The 23,373-nt window shown below is 72.6% G+C and carries 12 protein-coding genes; 7 read left to right on the plus strand and 5 right to left on the minus strand.

The annotated features are described in order from the left end of the window. The first annotated feature begins 32 nt into the window (after positions 1 to 32). Positions 33 to 1,202, plus strand: a complete 1,170-nt coding sequence (locus tag DZA62_RS09190) for a TerC family protein (protein ID WP_116948537.1) — start codon at positions 33 to 35, stop codon at positions 1,200 to 1,202. Between the two features lie 736 nt (positions 1,203 to 1,938). On the opposite strand, the gene DZA62_RS09195 is transcribed toward DZA62_RS09190, so the two are convergent. Both DZA62_RS09195 and DZA62_RS09200 read right to left on the minus strand, forming a co-directional pair. Further along, the gene (locus tag DZA62_RS09195) at positions 1,939 to 2,589 is read right to left on the minus strand and encodes an MBL fold metallo-hydrolase (RefSeq protein ID WP_116948538.1); all 651 of its coding nucleotides are present in this window, start codon (positions 2,587 to 2,589) and stop codon (positions 1,939 to 1,941) included. A gap of 2 nt (positions 2,590 to 2,591) precedes the next feature. Continuing rightward, entirely contained in the window at positions 2,592 to 3,320 is a 729-nt protein-coding gene (locus DZA62_RS09200; protein WP_116948641.1) for a maleylpyruvate isomerase family mycothiol-dependent enzyme, read from the minus strand. A gap of 179 nt (positions 3,321 to 3,499) precedes the next feature. On the opposite strand from DZA62_RS09200, the gene uvrA reads away from it, so the two are divergent. Next, positions 3,500 to 6,364, plus strand: a complete 2,865-nt coding sequence (uvrA, locus tag DZA62_RS09205) for an excinuclease ABC subunit UvrA (RefSeq protein WP_116948539.1) — start codon at positions 3,500 to 3,502, stop codon at positions 6,362 to 6,364. A gap of 65 nt (positions 6,365 to 6,429) precedes the next feature. Here the strand turns inward: uvrA and DZA62_RS09210 are convergent, their stop codons facing one another. Both DZA62_RS09210 and DZA62_RS09215 read right to left on the minus strand, forming a co-directional pair. Beyond that, positions 6,430 to 12,585 (minus strand): carboxypeptidase regulatory-like domain-containing protein, encoded by a 6,156-nt coding sequence (locus DZA62_RS09210; protein WP_116948540.1) that lies wholly within the window; start codon positions 12,583 to 12,585, stop codon positions 6,430 to 6,432. Positions 12,586 to 12,884: 299 nt separating this feature from the next. Beyond that, positions 12,885 to 15,824 (minus strand): helix-turn-helix transcriptional regulator, encoded by a 2,940-nt coding sequence (locus DZA62_RS09215; protein WP_116948541.1) that lies wholly within the window; start codon positions 15,822 to 15,824, stop codon positions 12,885 to 12,887. Between the two features lie 143 nt (positions 15,825 to 15,967). Between DZA62_RS09215 and DZA62_RS09220 the strand changes: the two genes are divergently transcribed. Beyond that, on the plus strand, positions 15,968 to 16,534 hold the full coding sequence (locus DZA62_RS09220) for a QcrA and Rieske domain-containing protein (protein WP_116948542.1): 567 nt from the start codon (positions 15,968 to 15,970) through the stop codon (positions 16,532 to 16,534). 198 nt (positions 16,535 to 16,732) lie between these two features. After that, positions 16,733 to 17,647 (plus strand): endonuclease domain-containing protein, encoded by a 915-nt coding sequence (locus DZA62_RS09225; RefSeq protein ID WP_116948543.1) that lies wholly within the window; start codon positions 16,733 to 16,735, stop codon positions 17,645 to 17,647. Between the two features lie 352 nt (positions 17,648 to 17,999). Here the strand turns inward: DZA62_RS09225 and DZA62_RS09230 are convergent, their stop codons facing one another. Then, positions 18,000 to 18,830: a mechanosensitive ion channel family protein gene (locus tag DZA62_RS09230; RefSeq protein WP_198663573.1), complete on the minus strand. Its 831-nt coding sequence runs from the start codon at positions 18,828 to 18,830 to the stop codon at positions 18,000 to 18,002. 211 nt (positions 18,831 to 19,041) lie between these two features. On the opposite strand from DZA62_RS09230, the gene uvrC reads away from it, so the two are divergent. The 3 genes from uvrC (at position 19,042) to DZA62_RS09245 (ending at position 23,017) form a co-directional block, all read left to right on the plus strand. Next, on the plus strand, positions 19,042 to 21,051 hold the full coding sequence (uvrC, locus tag DZA62_RS09235; protein ID WP_116948545.1) for an excinuclease ABC subunit UvrC: 2,010 nt from the start codon (positions 19,042 to 19,044) through the stop codon (positions 21,049 to 21,051). 80 nt (positions 21,052 to 21,131) lie between these two features. Further along, on the plus strand, positions 21,132 to 22,019 hold the full coding sequence (gene rapZ / locus DZA62_RS09240; protein WP_116948546.1) for an RNase adapter RapZ: 888 nt from the start codon (positions 21,132 to 21,134) through the stop codon (positions 22,017 to 22,019). Continuing rightward, positions 22,016 to 23,017 carry a gluconeogenesis factor YvcK family protein gene (locus DZA62_RS09245; RefSeq protein WP_116948547.1) on the plus strand — a complete coding sequence of 334 codons (1,002 nt, stop codon included), beginning with the start codon at positions 22,016 to 22,018 and terminating at the stop codon, positions 23,015 to 23,017. Before rapZ ends, DZA62_RS09245 begins: the two co-directional genes overlap by 4 nt. The last annotated feature ends 356 nt before the right edge of the window (positions 23,018 to 23,373 follow it).

Raw genomic sequence — 23,373 nt, forward strand, 5'->3', positions numbered from 1 at the left:
GTCTGCTCACCGGAGAGGACTCTGTCTTCGTGTTGGACCTGCCCGTGTGGTTCGAAGTCGGAACGTTCGTCGTTCTGATCCTGCTACTCATCGCCGACCTCCTCATCGTCACCCGTCGCCCGCACGCCCCGTCCATGCGCGAGGCCAGCCTGTGGGTGGGGTTCTACGTGGGGCTCGCCGTGGTGTTCGGCATCGTCCTGGGGTTCGTCGGCCATGGTCAGGCGTCGGGCGAGTTCTTCGCCGGCTGGCTCACCGAGTACAGCCTGAGCGTCGACAACCTGTTCATCTTCGTCATCATCCTGGCCCAGTTCCGGGTGCCCAGGAAGTACCAGCAGTCGGTGCTGATGTTCGGCATCCTCACCGCCATCGTGCTGCGTGGTGTGTTCATCCTGCTCGGCGCCGCGCTGATCAACGAGTTCGCCTGGGTGTTCTACATCTTCGGCGCGTTCCTCGTGTACACCGCCGTCAAGCTGGCCAACCAGCAGGTCCACCACGAGGAGCACGACGAGGAGTACGAGAACGCGTTCGTCCGGCGCGCCCAGCGGGTGCTGCCGATGACGAAGGAGTACCACGGCGTCAAGCTGCGCATCCGCGAGAACGGCAAGCGCGTCTACACCCCGATGGTCATCGTCTTCCTGTCCATCGCCTCCGCCGACCTGCTGTTCGCCGTCGACTCCATCCCGGCCATCTTCGGCCTCACGCAGGAGGCGTTCATCGTCTTCACCGCGAACATCTTCGCGCTGATGGGCCTGCGGCAGCTGTACTTCCTCATCGGCGGCCTGCTGGAGAAGCTGGTCTACCTGTCCGCCGGCCTGGCCGTCATCCTGGCGTTCATCGGCGTGAAGCTGGTCCTGCACGCCCTGCACGAGAACAACCTGCCGTTCGTCAACGGCGGCGAGCCGTTCCACAACGTGCCCGAGGTACCCATCTGGCTGTCGCTGTCGGTCATCATCGGCACCTTGCTGGTCACGACCGTGCTCAGCCTGCTCAAATCCCGCCGCGACGACCGCAAGGCCGCCGAGGCGGGCGACTCGGCCGGCACCGCCCACGACGAGGTCGAGGGCCCGGCCGGCTCGGACAGCTCGGCCGGCTCGGCCGGCTCGGCCGGCTCGGCCGGCTCGGCCGGCTCGGCCGGCTCGGACAACGGGGTCGAGGTCGTCGACGGCGAGCGTGCCGACGACACCGCCGACCGCTCCTCCTGACCGACTCGACCCCGACTCGACCACGTAGCGGGCGTCCGGCCACGGCGGCCGGGCGCCCGCTGCGTGCGTCTGCTAGGTACGACCGCTTGGTGCGTCCGCTTGTCGGTGGTGGGGCGCGGTGTGCCCGGGGATCGGGTACGACACCAGGCGTTCTCCCGCTCTACCAGGAATGCATGCCTGGTGATGCGGGAGAACGCCTCGTGATGGCCCGTCGCGCCGGGACCTTCAGCCGCCGACCCGCCGACCCGCCGACCCGCCGGGCCGCCGGCCCATCAGGCGGCCAGCTGCGGACGTTCGGCGCCGAGCGTGCGTGACCTCACGCGGCGTCCTGGAGGTGTACCCCGCCCCGTGAGGGAGGGCCCCCACCCTAGGGACGGGCACCGACACACTCGCCGACGCCGGGGCGCGCGGGAGTGCGCAGCCGTGGCGACGACGCAGACCAGCGGCCGCGTCGTCACCTCTTGGGCGCCGGGACCACCGGCCGTGGGCGTCGTGGTTCGGGTGGTCGGGCCTGCCGGCCGCGGGCGTCGCGGTTCGGGCGGCCGCGACCACCAACCAGGGGCGTCGCGGTTCGGGCGGACAGGGACCAGCCGGCCGCGGGCGTCGCGGTTCGGGCGGCCGCGACCACCAACCACGAGCGTCGCGGTTCGGGCGGACAGGGACCACCAACCAGGGGCGTCGCGGTTCAGGCGCCAGGACCAGCCGGCCGCGAGCGGCCCGGCTCAGGCGGCCGGCACTACCAGCCGCGGGCTCGCCAGGCGGCCAGCTGCGGACGTTCGGCGCCGAGCGTGGTGTCGTCGCCGTGGCCGGGGTAGACCCAGGTCTCGTCGGGCAGTCGGTCGAACAGCTTCGCCTCGACGTCGTCGAGCAGGGACGTGAAGTCGTCCGCCGAGTGGGTCTTGCCGACGCCGCCGGGGAAGAGGGAGTCGCCGGTCCACAGGTGCGGCGGCCCGGTCGGGTCGTCGTACAGGACGGCGAGGCCGCCGGGCGTGTGGCCGGTCAGGTGGACCAGCTCGACCGACACGTCGCCGAACGTCAGCCGGTCGCCGTCGTGGGCGGCCAGCGTCGTCGGCACCGGAATGGCCGGTGCGTCGGCCGCGTGCGCCACCGTGACCGCGCCGGTCGCCGCCGCCACCTCGGCCAGCGCGCCCCAGTGGTCGGCGTGCCGGTGGGTCGTGACGACGTAGCGCAGCGGCCCCTCGCCGCACAGCGCCAGCACTCGCGCGGGCTCCGCGGCGGCGTCGATCAGCAGCTCGTCGCCGGCGAAGCGGTCGCGCAGCACGTAGACGTTCGACGACAGCGGACCCACCACCGCCTTCGTGACGACCAGCCGGGCCAGTTCGTGCACGCCCGGCACACCGCCGGGGGCGACGTGGCCGGTGTACATGGTCACAGCCAGGACGGCAGCGCCGGCAGCCGGTCGGCCGGCTGGACCCGCAGCGCGGCGCCGTCGGATCGGCCGATCAGCCAGCTCAGCAGCTCGGCGGGGTCGCCGCCGACGGTGACGGGCGCCTCGGCGCCCAGGTGCTCGACGCCGGCGTCGTCGATCTCGAGCGTGAGTGCGGGGACGTCCTCGCGGCGGCCGAACGCGCGCACCGTCTCGTCGAGCGCGCGGCGGACGAACGCGGCCGGCCAGTCGGCCGGTCCGTAACCGGTGCCGAGGTCGACGTGGTGCACCTCGAGCTCGCGCAGCCGCAGCCACAGCACCCGCCGGCCGGGCAGCGGATCGCCGCTTGCGGCGGGACCGCCGCGCACCTGGCGCTCCCAGCCGTCGTCGGGCATCTCCATGACGGCGCGGACGAATCGGTCGGCGGTGATGCGCAGGTCGTCGACGATGTCGGCGGCGGGACGGCGGGCGCCCGCCTCGATGTCGGCGGCGCGGGACTCGCGGCTGGCGTACATCGGGTTCTCGCGTCCGGTGCGCGCCCAGGCGAGCAGGTTGGCGCATCCGTCGGCGTTGCGGGCCACATGCGTGAGGACGTGGGCACGCGTCCAGCCGGGACATAGACTGGACGCGGCCAGGTCAGCGTCGTCCAGCGTGGCGGCCGTGGCGATGAGACGCTCGGTCGCGGCGGTCACCGGTCCGGCGGGGGAGTCACCGCCGGAATCATGGGACATCGGTTCGGCGTTCACGGTGGGCACGTGTTCGAACCTAGTCGTCATCGGCCGTCGCGGCGACTGAGTTGGTGGTCCCGGACCATTCGTCCGAGCGACCTTGTCGGACCCGCCCCGTACGATGCAATGAACCGTACGTCTGTCCACTGCACCACCACCGATACCGGAGTCCACGGGACCTCATGACCGAACGAACCGCCGCCCGCGTCAGCGACCGCCTGGTGGTCCGCGGCGCACGGGAGCACAACCTCAAAGACGTCTCCCTCGACCTGCCGCGTGACGCGCTCATCGTGTTCACCGGGCTGTCCGGGTCGGGGAAGTCCAGCCTGGCCTTCGACACCATCTTCGCCGAGGGCCAGCGCCGCTACGTCGAGTCGCTGTCGGCGTACGCCCGGCAGTTCCTGGGGCAGATGGACAAACCCGACGTCGACTTCATCGAGGGGTTGTCGCCGGCGGTCTCCATCGACCAGAAGTCCACGTCGCGCAACCCGCGCTCCACCGTGGGCACCATCACCGAGGTCTACGACTACCTGCGCCTGCTGTACGCGCGGGCCGGGCATCCGCACTGTCCCGAGTGCGGGCGGCCCATCGGCCGGCAGACGCCGCAGTCCATCGTCGACCAGGTGCTCGACCTCGAGGACGGCTCCCGCTTCCAGGTGCTGGCGCCGGTGGTCCGCGCCCGCAAGGGCGAGTACGCCGACCTCTTCCGCACGCTGCGGTCGCAGGGCTACTCCCGGGCGCGGGTCGACGGCACGGTCCACCAGCTCACCGACGTGCCGAAGCTGAAGAAGCAGGAGAAGCACACCATCGAGGTGGTGGTCGACCGGCTGGCGGTCAAGGAGTCCGCCAAGCGCCGGCTCACCGACTCCGTCGAGACCGCGCTGCGGCTGTCCGGCGGCCTGGTCACGCTCGACTTCGTCGACCTGCCCGAGGACGACGACCACCGCGAGCGCGTCTACTCCGAGCACCTGTACTGCCCCTACGACGAGCTGTCGTTCGAGGAGCTCGAGCCGCGGTCGTTCTCCTTCAACTCGCCGTTCGGCGCCTGCCCCGAGTGCACCGGCCTGGGCACCCGCATGGAGGTCGACGAAGAACTGGTCGTCCCCGACCCGTCCAAGAGCCTCGACGACGGCGCGCTGGCCCCGTGGGCGCCGGGCAACACGTCCGAGTACTTCGACCGGCTGGTCACCGCGCTCTCCGAAGCGCTCGGGTTCCGCACCGACGTCGCGTTCGAGAAGCTCCCGAAGAAGGCCCGCGAGGCCGTCCTGCACGGCCACCCCGAGCAGGTGCACGTCCGCTACCGCAACCGCTACGGCCGCGAGCGCTCCTACTACACGTCCTACGAGGGCGTGCTGCCGTGGGTGCGGCGCCGCTACGCCGAGGCCGAGTCCGACGCCAGCCGCGAGCGGTTCGAGGGCTTCATGCGCGAGGTCCCGTGCCCGGCCTGCGGCGGCGCGCGGCTCAAGCCGGTGGTCCTGGCGGTCACGGTGGGCGGCAGGAGCATCGCCGACGTCGCGGCGCTGCCCATCGGCGAGTGCGCCGAGTTCCTGCGCACCCTGACGCTGTCCGAGCGCGAGGAGCAGATCGCCGCCCGCGTGCTCAAGGAGGTCAACGAGCGGCTGCAGTTCCTCGTCGACGTCGGCCTGCACTACCTCAGCCTCGACCGCGCGTCGGCCACGCTGGCCGGCGGCGAGGCGCAGCGCATCCGGCTCGCGACGCAGATCGGCTCCGGCCTGGTCGGCGTGCTCTACGTGCTCGACGAGCCGTCCATCGGGCTGCACCAGCGCGACAACCACCGGCTCATCGAGACGCTGATCCGGCTGCGCGACCTCGGCAACACCCTCATCGTCGTCGAGCACGACGAAGACACCATCAAGGTGGCCGACTGGGTCGTCGACATCGGCCCGGGCGCCGGCGAGCACGGCGGCCAGGTCGTCGTCAGTGGCACCGTCGACGACCTCCTGACGCAGGAAGACTCCCTGACGGGGGCGTACCTGTCCGGGAAGAAGCGCATCGACATCCCGGCGGTGCGCCGCCCGCCGACGAAGGACCGCGCGCTCAAGGTCGTCGGGGCGCGGGCCAACAACCTCCAGGACGTCACCGTCAGCTTCCCGCTGGGCTGCTTCGTCGCCGTCACCGGCGTCAGCGGCTCGGGCAAGTCGACCCTGGTCAACGACATCCTCTACACCTCGCTGGCGAAAGAGATCTACAACGCCCGGGCGGTGCCGGGCCGGCACAAGCGCATCGAGGGCATGGGCCTGGTCGACAAGGTCGTGCACGTCGACCAGTCGCCCATCGGCCGCACGCCGCGCAGCAACCCGGCCACGTACACCGGCGTCTTCGACGTCATCCGCAAGCTGTTCGCGGAGACGCAGGAGGCGAAGGTCCGCGGCTACCAGCAGGGCCGGTTCTCCTTCAACGTCAAGGGCGGCCGCTGCGAGGCGTGCTCCGGCGACGGCACCATCAAGATCGAGATGAACTTCCTGCCCGACGTCTACGTGCCGTGCGAGGTCTGCCACGGCGCCCGGTACAACCGCGAGACCCTCGAGGTGCACTACAAGGGCAAGAGCATCTCCGAGGTGCTTGAGATGCCCATCGAGGAGGCGACGGAGTTCTTCGCCCCGGTCGAGCGCATCGCCCGGCACCTGCGCACGCTCAAGGAGGTCGGGCTGGGGTACGTGCGGCTGGGCCAGCCGGCGCCCACGCTGTCCGGCGGCGAGGCGCAGCGGGTCAAGCTCGCGGCCGAGCTGCAGAAGCGGTCCACCGGCAAGACCATCTACGTCCTCGACGAACCCACCACCGGCCTGCACTTCGAAGACATCCGCAAGCTCATCGGCGTGCTGCAGGGACTCGTCGACAAGGGCAACACCGTCGTCGTCATCGAGCACAACCTCGACGTCGTCAAGACCGCCGACTGGATCATCGACATGGGCCCCGAGGGCGGCACCGGCGGCGGCACCGTCGTCGCCACCGGAACGCCGGAGCGGGTGGCCAAGGTCGAGGCGTCGCACACCGGCGCGTTCCTCAAAGACATCCTCGGAGTCTGACGCGGCACGGCGTCTCCGGCCTGCCCGGCCGGAGACGCCGTTGCCGCACGGGTCGTTCGCACCCGTCAGGGATGCGGGTCCTCCAGGACCTTGAGCGTGCTGACCATCGCGTCGCGCCCACCGGTCGCGCCGATCAGCTCCACCGTCAGGTCGCCACCCGGGTGCTCGACGGTCGCGGTGTGCGTGTCGGCGGTGAGCGCGCCCACCTCCGCCCGCACGTCGTGCTCGTACAGCACGACCTCGCCGTCCACCAGCACGTCGAACCGGCGCATGCCCGGCTTGACCTCGGCGATCTCGGCGAAGCCGAGCTCGATGACGTAGCTGCCGGCGGGGGCGTCGTCGAACACATAGGAGAAGGTCGGCGCGCTGCGCTGGGTGCGGAACAGGTCGTCGTCCTCGGTGCCCGCGATGCCGGCGCGAGTGGTGTCGGCGTCGCCGCCGACGTGCCCCCACGAGCCGTCCGACCACGCCTGGTCGGCGGACCACGCGAAGCCGTCGGCGCCGGTGAAGGCCGCGCCGCCCGCGTTGACCCCGACCCAATACGCCGACGACGCCAGCGTGACCGGCACCAGCTGGTCCGGGTTCCGTCCGGTGTCCGATGACACGAGGACGTCGCCGGTGAGCAGCCCGGGAGCGGCATCGGAGGTGTCGACCGCGGCCGTGACGGTCGTGGATTCGCCGACTGCGAGCTCGGTGGTCCCCTCCACAGCATCGCCGGCGAGGGTGAGCCATGGCAGGCCGGCGGCCGCGTCGCCACGGGCCCGTTCCGCGACCGAGACCGTCAGCGGCGCCGAGCCCGTGTTGGTCACGGTCAGCTCGGCCGTGGCCTGCTGGTCCGGGCCGAGCAGCCAGTCCAGCTCGGCGCCGGAGACCTCCGCGACGCCCGTGGTGAGCGCCCGGTCGAGCGTCTCGGCCTGCCCGCGCTCGGTGACGGTGACGGTGTCGGCCGTCGCGACGTAGTTCGGCGCCGAGACCTCCACCGTGTGCTCGCCGAGCAGCAGTTGCGCCTTCCAGAGCCCCTGCTCGTTGGTGGTGACCGTGCGGGCGCGCCCGTCGGGTGCGGTCAGCGTGACGACCGCGCCGGCGACCGCCTCGCCGTCGTTCGCGTCGGTGACCGCGCCCTCGACCGTGCCGGACGCCGGGAGCGTGTACTCCAGGCCCATGCCCGCGCTCACCGCGGGCTCGTCGTAGGAGTAGACCAGCGCGGGGGCCCCGTTCAGGCCCTCCACCCCGATCGTCGCCGACGCACCCCTGGTCAGCGGATTCTCGCCGCCGGCCCCGCCGGCGTAGCCGATCTGGATGCGCCCGTCCTCGACGAGGGTGACGGAGAAGCTCACCCGTTCCCCGGGCGCGTCCCGGAACGTGACGTCGCGGTACTCGATGATCTGCGCGCGCAGGCCGTCCACCTCGGTGACGCCGACGTAGATGCCGGCCGCGGCGTCGACGGCCAGGTAGTCCCAGAACGGATAGATCGCGTCGGCTCCTCGGCCGCTGGTCGGAAGATCGGTGTTCACCGCGATCGTCCGGCTGCGGTCGAAGGTCAGCATGCCGGTCGGCGACACGCACACCCCGTCCCAGGTCGTGTCGTAGAAGGGGAAGTCGAACGTGAACCAGAGCACGCCGCAGCCGAAGGTGCCGGTCCAGTTCGTCCTGGTCGTGCCCTCGCGGTACAGGCCGGTCGTGACCTCCTGGGTGTACGAGCGCCCGGCGGGGGCCACCTGCACCTCCTCCGGCTCCTCCTCGCCGGGATCCCCGGGTCCCGGCGGCTCCTCGGCGCCGCGCGGGTCGAGCGTCACGCGCAGGGCCGCGATGCTCGGCCCACGCCGCCCGCGCGAGCCCCTGAGCTCGACCGTCAGCGGACCGCCGGGATGGTCGACGACGTGGGTGCGGACGTCCGCGGTCCCGGTGCCGACAGCTCCGGCGATGTCGTAGGCGTACTGCGTCACCACGCCGTCGACGAGGACGTCGAAGACCCGCGTGCCGGCGTCGACCCGGTCGATCTCCGCGAAGCCCAGATCGACGACGTAGGCGCCTGCGGGCGCGTCGTCGAACACGTAGGTCAGGTCGGGCCGCGGCGTGGTGCGCTGGACCTGGAACAGGGCGTCGTCGGCCGTTCCGTCCACGCCGGACCTGGTGGAGATCGTCCTCGACGCCCCCTGGTAGCCCCACGACCCCTCGGCGTACGCCTGGTCGGCCGCCCAGGTGAAGCCGGCGCCGTCGGTGAACGACGGGCCTCCGGCGTTCACGGCGACCTGGTACTCGGTGGTCGTGACGGTGACGGGCACGTACTGCTTGGACTGCCGGCCCGCGTCGGAGGTGACGAGGATGTTCGCGGCGAGGACGCCGGGTTCGGCGTCCTCGGTGGAGAGGGCGACGTCGACCGTCGTCGATTCACCGGGCGCGAGGGTGCCGCCGGTGGCGGACAGCGACAGCCACGGCAGGTCGGTGACCAGGTCGTCCTCGACGTCGACCAGCAGCACCTCGTTCGCGATCTGGTCCGTGGCCCACAGGGCGCCGGACACGTCGGTCGCGAGGCCGCCGCCCTGGTTCGGCTTCGGGTCCGGGAACCACCAGGCGTTGATCAACGAGCAGTCGGCCGGGTCGACCTGCAGCAGCCGGCTCCGGGCGCTGGCCCGGTCGGAGTACCAGATCGTGTCCGACGCCGCGTTGTACGCCAGGCCCATGACCTGGGGCAGCGGCGGCGCGCAGAAGGACAGCAGCTCGCCGGGCGTCTCGTGCGACGTCCCCGCGACCGTGCCGATCAGGCCGTTGCGCCGGCCGCCGACGTAGAACACGTCGCGGCCCGCGTCGTAGGCGAGGCCCGTCAACTGGACCGTGGACCAGTCACCCTTGATCTCCCGGGTCTTCTCGCCCGTCTCGCGGTCGAAGCAGTGGATGTAACTGTGCGGGCTGTCCTCCATCTGGCACATGTCGCCCGTCAGCGTGTCCAGCGCCAGGTCGAACGCCTTGTAGTCGGGGTTCCACCGCGCCGCGAACTCCTTCCCCGCCGACCGGCCGGTCACCGTGTAGGCGGTGTTGGTCTCCGCGTCGTAGTCGTGCACCCAGACGTCGCCGTCGTACCCGAGGCCCGTCGGCGCGGGATCGCCGCTGGACGTGGGGGTGAACCTCGCGAGGACGTCGCCGCCGGAGAGCGTGCCCATGGTGTCCGACGCCTCCGAGCCGGCCGCGTCCCCGGCGGCGGCGTCCGCGTCGGACGCCTCGTGCCCGGCCGGCGCGTCCGCGGACCAGCGGGCGAGGTCGATGCTGGTCTCGGCGCCGGTGACGGTGCGCGTCACGACCTCCTGGGCGTCGAACTCCGGATGGCGGGCCACCTCGCCCAGGTCGAACGTGATCGGGGCGGAGCCGGTGTTGGTCACGGTCAGCGACCCGGTGCCGCGCTGGTCGACGCCGAGCACGGCGTCGAGGCCGTCGACCGTGAGGTCGCCGACGCCGGTGCTGAGCTGCGCGTCGACCTCGGCCGACGCGTAGAGCTCGGCGAGCGTGAACTCGTACGTCTCGGTGCCGTAGCCCGGCGCGGCCGCGGTCATCGTGTAGTCACCGGTGGGGAGCTGACGGTGGAACGCCCCGGTCGCGTCGGTGGTGAAGTTCTCGACCACGCCGCCGTCGTCCGCGATCGAGATCTGGGCGCCGGCCACGGGCAGCCCGTCGTTCCGGTCCACCACCGCGGCGTCGAGGTAGCCGAAGTCGGGCAGGTCGTAGGTGATGACCAGCCCGTCCTCGAGCACGGGGGTCCTGGCCGAGAACTGGATGCCGGGCAGGTCGCCGGGTCCGTGGATGCCGGTGCTGGCCGTCGTGCCGGCGCTGAGCGGCTCGTCGCCGCCGACGCCGTCGCCGTACGCGACGATCACCGTTCCCGATCGGGTGAAGGTGACGGAGAAGGTGATCCGCGCGTTCGCGCCGGAGAAGTCCTCGGCCCAGACGATCACGTCGCGGTACTCGACCACGAACGCGTCCTCGCCGTCCACCGTGGTCCGCGCGGTGTAGACGCCGCCCTGGTCGTCGATCTGCAGCGGGCGGCCGGTGTTGAAGGCGAGCACCGCCGCCGACCCCGACGTCTCGGGCGCGATCAGGCCGCGCAGCCCCACGCCCAGGGTGTCGAAGGACTCGTCGTAGAGCGGGACGGGGAACGGCATCGCCACGTCGGCCCAGACGCCGGACGGGAAGCTCACCTTCTCCGTGCCCTGGCGGTGCTCGCCCCGGGACACGGCACAGGTGTAGCCGCCGCCGTCCACGACGAGCTCGACCGGGACGGTCACCGACTCCTGGCCGTCGACGGTCAGCGCCGCCGTGGTGGGGGAGAAGCAGGCGTTCGGCCGCACGCCGAGCCGGTAGTCGCCGACCGGCACGCCGGTGAACGTGAAGGTGCCGTCGGCGCCGGTGCGGACGGCGGGCAGCGGGGTGTTCTCGACGGTCACGTCCGCGTTCGGGACCGGGTCGCCCTCGGACGTGACGACCGTGCCGGTCACGTCGTGCCGCGCCGCGGTCGTGAGGGTCGCGGCGATCGTGGTCTCCTCGTCGACGGCGACGACGGCGTCCGTCGTGGCCGGCAGGTAGCCGAACGCCGTCGTCGTGACCTCGTAGTCGCCCGCGAGGAGCTGGATGGAGAAGGCGCCGTCCGCGTCCGTCGTCGCGGAGCGCGAGTGCACGCCGTCCGCCGTGACGGTGGCGCCCGCGATCGGCGCGCCGTCGGCGTCGGTCACCGAGCCGGACAGCTGACCGGCGCCGCCCGCGGCGATCCCGGCGTTGACCAGCGCGAGCGCGTCCAGCTTGCCCTCGCCCCAAGTGGGGTTGTCGTCGGCGGTCCCGCCGCAGGTGGTGTCGTCGACGTCGTGCGCCGTCTCGTCGAGCAGCGCGCGGGTGCTCTCGATGTCGCCCACGAGCGCCGGAACGGCCGACCAGAGCAGCGCGACGGCGCCGGTGACGTGCGGAGCCGCCATCGAGGTGCCGTCCTTGACGGCGTACGTCCCGTCGCCCATCGCCGAGCGGACGTCGTCACCGGGCGCGGCGATGTTCGGCTTGATCTCGCCGTCCTGGCCCGGGCCGCGGGACGAGAAGCCGGCGATGGCGCCGTTCTCGCTGTACGCGCCCACCGAATAGGTGAGCGTCCGCGACCCCGGCGAGCCCGCGGTCTCGCAGGCCGGGCCCGCGTTGCCGTTGGACCACACGGAGAACATGCCGGCGGCATCCCACGCCGCGATGATGTCCTCCATGAAGGGCGCGTTGGTCGGCGCCTCCGACCCCCACGAGTTGTTGATGACGTGCGGGCGCCGGGCCGGGTCGGGGTCGCTGCCGTCCGCGGCGGTCGGCGCGAGCATCCATTGCGCGGACGCGATCATCGCGACGTCCGAGCAGGAGTCGCAGCCGTTGGCCGCGATCCACCGCGCGCCCGGGGCGACCCCGATCTGGTTGCCGTCACCGTCGTCGCCGACCACGGTGCCCATCGTGTGCGAACCGTGGTCGAACCGGTCGCACGGACCGGCACCGTCGGGGCAGACGCCGTCGACGTCGAGGAAGTTGTAGTCGTCGTCGAACGCTCCGGTCGCCGCGTCGAAGCCGCGGTAGGTGTCGCGGAGCGCGGCGTGGTCGGCGTCCACACCCGTGTCGATGTTCGCGACGGTGATGCCCTCGCCGGTGATCCCGGTGGCCCACACGTCGTCGGCGTTGATCTCGCGGATGCCCCACTCGGGGCCGTCCGCGGCCGCGATCGCGTTCGAGGTGGCGCCCGCGGGCTCCGCGACGGGCGGCTTCTCCAGCGCGAACTCCGTGGTCTCGACGATCTCGGCGACGGCGGGCCGGCCCGCCAGCCTGGTCGCGAGGTCCGCCGTGCCGTCCCGAACCAGGACCGCGTTGGTCACCCAGTAGGTCTCGTAGTCGGCGCCCAGGTCGTCGAGCTCAGCGACCAGGTCCGCCTGGGCCGTCTCGGCCGACGCGCGCAGCGCGTCGTGGACCGCCCGGCCGCGCTCGGCCCAGTCGTCGATCTGCCGCGCCCGCGTCAGGTCCGGCCGGTCGGCGAACCGGACCCAGAAGTCGGTCGCGTCGTCGGTCTCGAGCGTCCGCCGCAGCTCCGGTTCGATCTTGTCGGCCGGGGCGGCGTCGTCGTCCGGTCCGGACGCGCCCGGCTCGGCGGCCGACGCCGGCGGCGCCGTGAGGGTGAGGCCGGCCAGCAGCGCCAGCGACAGCAGTCGGGCCATGAGTCTCATCGGGGGGTGTCCTCTCCGTAGCTCGGCCAGCGGGAGTGCCCGGCACGGTGTCCCTAAAGGGGCTGGTACGGGTCCCGGCGGCCGCGGCCGGGTTCTGCGGCCCCGGTCCGACCGGCGTCGTCGCCGTGGCCGGGCTCGCCCTGGGGGTCCTGCGGGGCATCGGAGCCGGGCTCGTCACATGCCGAGCTGGGGCGCTCAGACATCCGCTGTCCCGGTGGCATCCGTCATGGGCTCATGCTGCGGGGCCGGCCCTGCCGTCGCTATCCTGCGGATGCGTCAATCAACCTGATCCGGAGACCCTAGGGTTCCTCCGAGAACACTCCGGCCTCCACCGCGGTCACCGCGAGAGCGGTCCGCGACGACACCCTCAGCTTGCGCATCGCCGAGCGCAGCTGCTGGTCGACCGTCGCCGGCGACTTGGTCAGGATGCGGCCGATCTCGCGGTTCGTCTTGCCGGCGATGACCAGGCGGACGACCTCGAGCTCGCGGGGCGAGAGGCGGTCGCCGTAGCCGCGCCGGCCGCCCCGCCACAGACGGGGCACCTCGGCGCCGTGCTCGCGCAGCCGCTGGGCGACGCGGTCCGCATCGCCGCGAGCGCCGAGCCGGAAGAGCTGCTCGTAGGTCCGCGCCAGCAGGTCCAGCCCCGGCTCGCTCCGGCCGGCCGTCAGCAGCGCCCGCGCCTGTCGTTCGCGGGCGAGCATGGCGTCGTACGGCCGCGGCAGCGCGTCCCACTGCTCGGCCACGAGCGCGAAGCCGTCCGCGGCGGTCAGGTGGTCGTCGGCGGCCGCCGCGAGCAGGGCCCGGCAGGCCGTCAGCGCGGCATGCGGGCCCGGGGCGTTGCGCCCCCGCAATCCAGTCGCGAACCGTTCGGTCAGCCGGGCCGCCGGCTCCGGCTCACCGGCGGCCAGGTGCGCCTCGACCCGGGCGGGCGCGAGGTCGGTGGCCCACACCCAGACGCCCTTGGTCTCGACCGTCTCCATCGGCCGGTCGGTCACCCGGAGCGCACGCGCGGGCTGGCGCTCCGCGAGCCGGTGGCGGGCCAATGCGGCCGCCGGCTCGACGGTGTCGTCGACCGCGCCGAGCCTGGTCGCCTCGTCGAGCACCAGACTGAACTGCTCCTCGGCGGTCCGCCACCGGCCGCGCGCCGCGGCCAGCCGGGCCGTCAGCCGCACGCTGGCCAGGTAGATGGCCGGCCGGTCGCGGTCGGCTTCGGCGAGCTCCGCCGCGCGCTGCTCCAGCTCGTCCCACTGCCCGGTGAACCAGTCGAGATTGGCCTGTTCGAGCAGGATGTTGAAGCGGAGCCGGCCCAGCTGCTCGGCCTCGGCGAGGGCCAGGGCGGCCGCCAGATGCTGCCGCGCCTCCGGGTAGCGGCCCCACATCAGCGCGCCGGTGCCGATGTTGGCCTTGATGCGGGCCACGTCCTGCCGCTCGGCCGGCGTGTCACCAACGGACGGGACGTCGGCGACGGCCTGCCAGGCCTCCTCCTCTCCGAGCATCAGCAGCGCCGCCGCGCGGTTGCCGGCGAGCGACAACCGGATGGCGGGGGAGCTGATGGCGTCGGCGAGGCCGGCGGCGCGTTGCAGCCAGCGCAGGTGGGTGGCGGCCGGCCAGGGCCCCGCGTAGGCCCAGCCGAGGTAGGTCATCGCCTGTGCGGCCTCGACCGGATCGTGGTCGAGGTGCGCCACCGCCTGCTCGAGCTCGGTGAGGGCCGCCTCGGCCTCGCCCCCGTTGATCAGCAGCCGGCCGAGCGGGTTGCGGATCTCCGCCTGCTGGCGGTCGGTGAGACCGGGTGTGGCGAGCACGGCGCGCAGGGTCCGCACCAGCCGGTGCCAGACCTCGTCGACGGGCTCGCGGCGGCCCAGCGCCGCCACCGCCGCGGTTCTCGCGATCCTGGACCGGTCCGGCGGCTCCAGCTCGGCCGCGGACAGCAGCTCGTCGAGCAGGACGATCGCGGTGGTGTGGTCGCCGGAATCGATCGCGCGCCGCGCGGCGCTCTCGGCGTAGCGGGCCCAGAGCGCGGTGTCGCCCGCCTCGCGGAAGTGCCGGGCCAGCTGGGCGACCGGCGGCGGATCGTGGTCCGCCAGCGCCCGGCCCGCGCGCAGGTGCAGCACCTGCCGGTCAGGGCGCGGGATGGCCTCGTACACCGCGGTGGCGGTGAGCACGTGCCGGAACCGCCACCGCCCGCGGTCGTCCTCGTCCAGCAAGCCGGCCGAGAACGCCTCGGCCACGCCGGCGCGGCACGTGGGCGGCGCGAGCCCCGCGGTGGCCGACAGGACCGCCTCGCCGGACGGTTCCGCCAAGGCGGCCGCGGCGCGCAGCACCTGCTGCGCCGTCGGCGACAACCGTCCGGCCCGTTCGCGGGTGGAGTCGCGGACCGTGGGCGGCACCTGCAGGTCGCTGAGGCTCAGGCGGACCCACTGGCCGGCGCGGAACACCAGGTCGGCGCGGTCGCACATCAGGCGCACCGACTCCTCGACCGCGAGCGGCACGCCGTCGGTGCGTTCGTGCAGGAAACCGGCGAACTCGTCCGACATGGGCTCGCCGTCCAGCATCGACGACACCAGTGTCGCGGTGTCGTCGCGGCCCAGCGGCGCCAGGGCGATGCGCAGCTGGGTGCCGCCGGCCGGTGGCCGCGACGACAGCCGCAGCAGCAGCGACTGGTCGCCGACCTCCTCCGGCCGGTAGGTCACCACCAGGTTCGGCCCGCCGGTCTGACGCCGGGCGGTGAGGAACAGCAGGAACTCCAGCGTCACCTCGTCCGCCCACTGGGCGTCCTCGAGGACCAGCAGCTCGACCGCGAGCGTCCGGATCAGCTCGGCGAGTGCCCGGAACAGCCGATGCCGTGCCGCTTTGGCGTCGTCGAGCGGCTCCGGCGGCTCCGGCAGGCCGGCCGTCCACTCCGGGAACAACGGCCGCAGCGCTCCGGCCAGCTCGCTCAGCCCCAGCCCGGCCACCTGTGGCCGGGCCTCGCGCAGCGCGTCGACGATCGGGCCGAGCGTCAGCGACTCGCGAAGCGCCGGGCACACCGACACCAGCGCCCGCGGCGCTGACTCGGACGCGGTCAGCGCCTCCTGGACGAGGCGGCTCTTGCCGATGCCGGCCTCGCCCTCGACCAGCACCACCGCCGGTGGCCGGGCCAGCGCGTCGAGGAGCGAGGCCACCTCGCGGGAACGGCCCACGAACGCCGGCGGCGAGACCGACAGCGGATGCCTGCCGGCCGCCGGCGGGAGGTGGACCATGCGCGATGGTCTCCCGATCGGTCGCCGGGACGCAAGGCTGCTGGCGGCGGTACGGTCGTGCCCACCGGCGCGCGCAATCCATCCCGGCCGCTGGTCCGTACAACCCTGGGACGGGCGCACGCAGGACCACCGAGAGGCGATCGATGGCACAGCACCAGACGGCAACCACCCCGACCGGCGAGACCGACGGCGACCATGCCGGCTGCGGCCACTGCATCGGCCGCCGCACCGCCCTGATGGGTCTGGGCGCCGTCGGCGTCGCCGGCCTGCTGGCGGCCTGCGGGGGAGGTGACGACGAGCCGACCACCGGCGGCGCGCCGTCCGCCACCACCGAACCGAGCGCCGACGCCACCACGCCGGCCGAGGGCACCACACCGGCCGACCCGACCTCCGAGGCCTCGACCCCGGCGGGCGAGCCGGGCGGCGAGGCGCTCACCGGCACGGCCGACGTCCCCGTGGGCGGCGGGGTCGTCCTGCACGTCCCCGGCGTCGTGGTGGCCCAGCCCGAGGCCGGCACGTTCGTTGCCTACAGCAGCACGTGCACACACCAGGGCTGCGCGGTCACCACGGTGGCCGACGGCCTCATCACCTGCGACTGCCACGGCAGCCAGTTCAACGTCGCCGACGGCTCGGTCGCGCGCGGCCCGGCCGAGCAGCCGCTGCCGCAGGTCGCCATCGTCGTCGAGGGCGACCAGATCCTCGCCGGCTGACCGCCGCGACCATCGGCGTTGATCTTGGAGTTGTTCGGCCATCTATCCGGCAAATCGGACCCCGTGAGCCGAACAACTCCAAGATCAACGTGGCTGGGTGGCGGGGCGTCTGTCCACACCTGAGGGTCGCGGCGAGGGTTGTCCACATTCCGGTGTTCGGTCGCGGTGGCGGCGCCGCGATTCCGGGAACGTCGGAGTGTGCGGCATGGACGAGACGACCCCGGCCGCCGGACGCAGCCGGTTCCCGTACGGCTCGCCGGCGCGGAGTTCACCTATGCCACCGCTCGAGCCGCCGGCGTCAGCAAGGATCGCCTCTGCGGCCCGGCGTACGTCCGGCTGCACCGCGGTGTCTATGTCGCGCGCGAGCTCGAGATGGACGACGACCGGCGCGTGCGGGCGTTGCTGCTGGCCTTGCCGGCTGACGCCGCGTTGTACGGAGCGACGGCGGCCGCCTGGATGGAGCTCCCGGCCGAGCTGCCGGCCGACCTGCAGGTCATCGTCCCGCCGGGCACGGTGCCGCGGCGGCCTGGGGTGGAACCACACGAGGGCCTCGGTCCTGACGACGCGATGGTGTATCGCGGCGTACGGGTGACGACCCCCGAGCGCACGTGGCTGGATCTGTCACGGACGCTCGACGACACCGAGCTGGTCGTGGTGGGCGACGCGATGGTGCGGCGCGGGCTGACTACGTGCAACCGCCTGGTGGAGACGGCGGACGCGGCGCGACGTCGGCGCGGGATCGTCCGGGTGCGGTCGGTGGCCAGGATGGTCCGCGCTCGGGTGGACTCGCCGCAGGAGAGCAGGCTGCGCCTGGTGCTCGTGGCCGGGGGCCTGCGTGAGCCCACGGTCAACCCGGATCTGTCGGACGGACGCGGCGGCTGGATCGGCCGTCCGGATCTCGCCTACGAGGACGCGAAGCTCGCGATTCAGTACGAGGGCGACGTCCACCGAGTGAATGCCCGGCGCTGGCGTGCGGACATCGGCCGCGACGAAGTGCTGCGCGATCACGGCTGGGAGGTCGTGCGTGTCACCGGAGCCGACCTCGCCCGTCCGCAGCAGCTGTGCGCCCGGATTCGGCGCTTGCTCGACCACCGGGGCCGTCGGCTCGGCTGACCCGCTCGGCCACCGCGCCCGCGCACCGGGGTCGTCGGCGCGGCTGACGCGTCCGGCCACCGCGCGCCCCGCCACCGCGCTCGACCACCGGGACCGTCGGCCCGGCCACCGTCGGCCCGGCCACCGCGGCCCGGCCACCGCGGCCCGGCCACCGCGGCCCGTCCGTCCCCCCGAAGTTGATCTTGGAGTTGTTCGGCCCACGGGTCCGATATGTCGGATAGATGGCCGAACAACTCCAAGATCAACGGGAGGTCGGCTGTGGAGGGGCTGACGGGGCCGCACCCGGCCGGTGCGAACGGGGTGAACCGGCGGCCGGGTGCGGCGTCAGGGGAGCCTGGGTGTGACGTCCGGGTCAGGTGCCCGGATTCGGCTCCGTCGGCGGTGGTTGCTCGTCGCCGAAGAGCGACGGGCCGGGCGGATCGGCCGGCGGGTCCGCGAGCGCCGCTGACCCGGCCGAGCCATACGAGGGCGCGGTGGCGGCGCGGCCCATCGGCCGGTCGAAGTTCGACGGCGACAGTTTCGTCCACCACTCGCGGGCGGTGTTGATGCCGCCCACGCCGAACGCGATCGTCCCCGCGACCAGAACCGCCAGCGGCAGGTACTGCAGCAGCGTGTTCTCGATCTTCGACGTCACCGACGGCGCGAAGTTCAGCGTGTCGAACGCGGCGAGGATCCCGATCACCAACACGCCGATGCGTACGGCGCTGCTGACCCAGGCCATGTTGCGGCTCTCCGCGAACGGCCGGACGACATTGGCCGCCCAATTCGCGATCGCGGCGGCCACGAACAGCACCAGCAGCGCGACGGCCACCAGTGGCAGATAAGCGATCAGCAGATTCAACATCGACGTCAACTCGTGGATCTGCAGCACTTCCGCCGCGATCTGCACGAAGATGATGAAGACGAGGAAATAGGCCACTTGGCCGATCAGCGCGACGCCGTTGGTGCCGGCCTGGCGCAGGGTGTTCTCGATGCCGGCGGCCTCGGTCAGCCGACCCGCGCCGATCTTGTTCAGACCGGCCGTGAGCAGCCGCCGGATCAGTTTCGCGATCCAGTGTCCGACCAGCAGCAGTACTAGCGCGACCACCAGGCGCGGCACGAAGTCGCCGATGTCGGAGCCGAGTCGGCTGAACGAATCGCCGAGTTGGTCGACGAAATTCTCTGTTCGCACAGATGTGGGCATTCCATGCCTCCCGCCCTGTCTCGAAGGTGCCCCGAACATAGTTCCGGCCGGCGAACCGATCATGGTGATTCCGATTTGTTCCGCTATTCGGCCGAGGGAGGTGTGAGAATTGTCGGCACATCGCGGCACATGGCCGGTCGGCCGCTCGGTCACGCCCACGGCGAACGTCACGGTGCCACCGCTGTCGGTGCGAGGTCATAGGCTGTCAGTCGTGGCCGATCCGACGACATACCGACCGGCCCCGGGGTCGATCCCGGTCGAGCCCGGGGTCTACCGCTTCAGCGACGCGCGCGGCCGGGTCATCTACGTCGGCAAGGCCAAGAGCTTGCGGCCGCGGCTGTCGTCGTACTTCCAGGACCTCTCCGCCCTGCATCCGCGCACGTTCGCCATGGTCACCACGGCGGCCAAGGTCGAGTGGACGGTCGTGCGCACCGAGGTCGAGGCGCTGCAGCTCGAGTACTCCTGGATCAAGGAGTACGACCCTCGGTTCAACGTCCGCTACCGCGACGACAAGTCCTACCCGTACCTCGCGGTCACGCTGAACGAGGAGTACCCGCGGGCCATGGTCATGCGCGGGGCGAAGAAGCGCGGCGTGCGCTACTTCGGCCCCTACGCCCACGCGTGGGCCATCCGCGAGTCGCTCGACCAACTGCTGCGGGTGTTTCCGGTGCGCAGCTGCTCCAAGGGCGTGTTCAACCGGTCCCGCCAGATCGGCCGGCCGTGCCTGCTCGGCTACATCGGCAAGTGCTCCGCGCCGTGCGTCGGCCGGGTCGACGCCGACGAGCACCGGCAGATCGCCGACGACCTCGTCTCCTTCCTCGACGGCAAGACCACCGGCTACGTCCGGCGGCTGGAGAAGGAGATGAAGGCCGCGGCCGCGGAGCTCGACTTCGAGCGGGCCGCCCGGCTGCGCGACGACATCGCCGCGCTCGACCGTGCCATGGAGGCCAACGCCGTCGTGCTGGGCGACGGCACCGACGCCGACGTCGTCGCGCTGGCCGACGACGCCCTCGAGGTCGCCGTCCAGGTGTTCTACGTGCGCGGCGGCCGGGTCCGCGGGCAGCGCGGCTGGGTCGCCGACAAGGCCGACGACGCGCCGCAGGGCGAGCTGGTCGAGCGGTTCCTGCTGCAGCTCTACGGCGAGCTGGGCGGCGAGGCGGTGCCGCGCGAGGTGCTGGTGCCGGCGTTGCCCGACGACGCGGGCGAGGCGGCCGCGCTGACGGAGCTGCTCGCCGAGCTGCGCGGCGGCCGGGTCGACATCCGGGTCCCGCAGCGCGGCGACAAGCGGTCGCTGCTCGAGACCGTCGCCGCCAACGCCAAGCAGTCGCTCAACCTGCACAAGACCAAGCGGGCCAGCGACCTCACCACCCGCAGCCGGGCGCTCGAGGAGATCCAGGAGGCGCTCGAGCTGGACGAGCCGCCGCTGCGCATCGAGTGCTACGACATCTCCAACCTGGCCGGCACCGAGGTGGTCGGCTCGATGGTGGTGTTCGAGGACGGCCTGCCGCGCAAGAGCGAGTACCGCAAGTTCACCGTCCGCGGCGAGCAGGGCGGCACGGACGACGTCGCCTCCATCCGGGAGGTGCTGACCCGCCGGTTCCGCCGGCTGCGCGAGTCGCACCAGGCCGACCAGGACGAGGCCGCGCCTGACGGCGAGGCCGCGCCTGACGGCGCGGCCGCCGCGCCCGAGCTGCGTCCCGGCATCGACCCCGAGACCGGCCGGCCGCGCAAGTTCTCCTACGCGCCCGGCCTGGTGGTCGTCGACGGCGGCCAGCCGCAGGTCAACGCCGCCCGGCAGGCCATGGACGAGGCGGGCGTCAGCGACATCCCCGTCGTCGGCCTGGCCAAGCGGCTGGAGGAGGTGTGGCCGCCCGACTCCGACCACCCGATCATCCTGCCGCGCACCAGCGAGGGCCTCTATCTGCTGCAGCGGGTCCGCGACGAAGCGCACCGGTTCGCCATCACGTTCCACCGGCAGCGCCGATCCACGTCCATGGTCGACAGCCTGCTCGACGGCGTGCCCGGGCTGGGCCCCACGCGTCGCAAGACGCTCATGACCACGTTCGGGTCGCTGAAACGGCTCCGAGCTGCGACCATGGAGCAGATCGCGGAGGTCCCCGGCTTCGGTCCTGCGACGGCGCAGGCGGTGGTCGATGCGCTGGCGGAGCGCCCGGCCGCCCCGGCCGTCAACACCGCAACCGGCGAGATCCTCGATCCGTGACCAGCCATGGTCGCGGTCGCTCTCCGGACGCGCTCCCACAAGAGAACATCCACCGCCGCACCGCACAAGGGGATCGCACCATGAACGACCAGGCCCGACCCGAGGCCTCGGAGAAGCTCGACCTGCTTCTCGTCACCGGCATGTCCGGCGCCGGGAAGACGGCGGCCACCGCGGCACTCGACGACATCGGCTGGTTCGTCGTCGACAACCTGCCGCCGTCGCTGCTGATGGACCTCGTCACCACCGTCACCCAGCGCACCGACCTGCGCCGCGTCGCCGTCGTCGCCGATGTCAGAGGCGGCGTGTTCTTCGGCGAGCTGCGGGGCGCACTCGACCGCCTCACCGAGCAGGGCTACCGCCCGACGGTGCTGTTCCTCGAGGCCGGCAACGAGGCGCTGGTGCGCCGGTTCGAGTCCGCGCGGCGGCCGCATCCGCTGCAGGGCGGCGGCCGCATCCTCGAGGCCATCGAGCGCGAGCGTGAAGAGCTGGCGTCGCTGCGGGTCGCCGCCGACGTCGTCATCGACACCTCGCTGCTCAATCCGCACGAGCTGGCCGGCCGGGTGCGGTCGGCGTTCTCGGCGCCCGAGATCACCGGGCTGCGGGCCATCGTCATCTCGTTCGGATTCAAGTACGGTCTGCCGGTGGACGCTGATCTTGTCGCCGACATGCGGTTCCTGCCGAACCCGCACTGGGTGCCGCACCTGCGGCCGCAGAACGGCACGGACGCCGAGGTCAGCGACTACGTCCTGACGCAGCCGGGGGCCGAGGACTTCCTCGAGCACTACAGCGAGCTGGTCGCCATGGTGGCGCCCGGGTACCTGCGTGAGGGCAAGCGGTTCGTCACCATCGGCATCGGCTGCACCGGAGGCAAGCACCGCAGCGTCGCGATGAGCGAGGCGCTCGCGCAGCGGCTGCGTAAACAGGGCATCGAGACCCTCGTGGTCCATCGCGATCTCGGACGGGAATGACCGGAACACTCACCAGCAAGGCGGGCGAAGCGGCCCGCGGCCGGCTCGCCGGCCCGAAGGTGGTCGCCCTCGGCGGCGGGCACGGATTGGCGGCGTCGCTGTCGGCGCTGCGTCGCATGGCGGGGCGGCTGACCGCCGTCGTCACCGTCGCCGATGACGGCGGCTCCAGCGGACGGCTGCGCGAGGAGCTGGGCGTGCTGCCGCCCGGCGACCTGCGCATGGCGCTCGCCGCCCTGTGCGGCGACGACGACTGGGGCCGCACCTGGGCGCGGGTGCTGCAGCACCGGTTCCTCAGCGGGGGAGAGCTGCACAACCACGCGGCCGGCAACCTGCTCATCGTCGCGCTGTGGGAGCTGCTCGGCGGCCACGTCGAGGGCCTGGACTGGGTCGGCCGGCTGCTCGGAGCCCAGGGCCGCGTGCTGCCGATGGCGCTCGTCCCGCTGACGATCGAGGCGCTGGTCGGCCGCCCGGCCGCGGGGCCCGGCGCGCCGCGCGAGATCTTCACCGTCAGCGGGCAGCACGAGGTGGCCACCACCGACGGCGACATCGTCGCGGTCGGCCTGGTCCCCGAGAACCCGCCGGCCTGTCCCGAGGCGCTCGACGCGATCGCCGACGCCGACTGGGTGGTGCTCGGCCCCGGCTCCTGGTTCAGCAGTGTCGTCCCGCACCTGCTCGTCCCCGAGATCCGCGACGCGCTGGTCACGACGTCCGCGCGGCGCGCGGTGACGTTGAATCTGTCCGAGGAGGGCGGCGAGACCACCGGCTTCACCCCGGAGATGCACCTGGAGGTGCTCGGGGCGTACGCGCCGGACCTGCGCCTCGACCTCGTCATCGCCGAGCGGCGCTCCTGCGCCGACGAGAAACTGCTGCGGCGCATCGCGGGCGAGATGGGCGCCGAACTGGTCGTCGCCGACGTCGCCCGCAGCGACGGCAGCGCCCAGCACGACCCCGCCCGGCTGGGCCGCACCTACGCCCAGGCGCTCGTCGTCGGCCCCTGACGCCGAAGCGCGCCCGTCGGTCGGGTTGGCTGGGTGCGACAGCCGGCCGTCCCCTGCTGGCCAAGAACGGGCAGCCATCAGGGGGACGGAGGAAGAGCGGGCACCTCGATGTTCGCGGCCGTCGCCGGGCCCCCGGTCTTCACGAGCATGACGGTGACCTCACCCGCCACGAGTACACCTCACCCGCCGCAGGACCACACCCGGCACCGATCCGGCCACCGTCTGGTTCCTACGCGAGTGAGGTGCTCCCCATCCGAGGAAGGGACCAGTCGCCCCACCTCCCCGGCGCAGGGGAACGGCCCCGTCCGGCATGCAGTGACCGTGACCGGACGGGCCCTCCGGTGTGGCAGGATCAC

Source organism: Jiangella endophytica, from assembly GCF_003427025.1.
GTDB lineage: Bacteria > Actinomycetota > Actinomycetes > Jiangellales > Jiangellaceae > Jiangella > Jiangella endophytica.

Excerpts from the sequence above, each read along its gene's own strand:
- DZA62_RS09245 (WP_116948547.1), top strand. The coding sequence starts at position 22,016 with ATGACCGGAACACTCACCAGCAAGGCGGGCGAAGCGGCCCGCGGCCGG.
- DZA62_RS09220 (WP_116948542.1), top strand. The coding sequence starts at position 15,968 with ATGGCACAGCACCAGACGGCAACCACCCCGACCGGCGAGACCGACGGC.
- DZA62_RS09200 (WP_116948641.1), bottom strand. The coding sequence starts at position 3,320 with ATGTCCCATGATTCCGGCGGTGACTCCCCCGCCGGACCGGTGACCGCC.
- DZA62_RS09195 (WP_116948538.1), bottom strand. The coding sequence starts at position 2,589 with ATGTACACCGGCCACGTCGCCCCCGGCGGTGTGCCGGGCGTGCACGAA.
- DZA62_RS09215 (WP_116948541.1), bottom strand. The coding sequence starts at position 15,824 with ATGGTCCACCTCCCGCCGGCGGCCGGCAGGCATCCGCTGTCGGTCTCG.
- uvrA (WP_116948539.1), top strand. The coding sequence starts at position 3,500 with ATGACCGAACGAACCGCCGCCCGCGTCAGCGACCGCCTGGTGGTCCGC.
- DZA62_RS09230 (WP_198663573.1), bottom strand. The coding sequence starts at position 18,830 with ATGCCCACATCTGTGCGAACAGAGAATTTCGTCGACCAACTCGGCGAT.
- DZA62_RS09210 (WP_116948540.1), bottom strand. The coding sequence starts at position 12,585 with ATGAGACTCATGGCCCGACTGCTGTCGCTGGCGCTGCTGGCCGGCCTC.
- rapZ (WP_116948546.1), top strand. The coding sequence starts at position 21,132 with ATGAACGACCAGGCCCGACCCGAGGCCTCGGAGAAGCTCGACCTGCTT.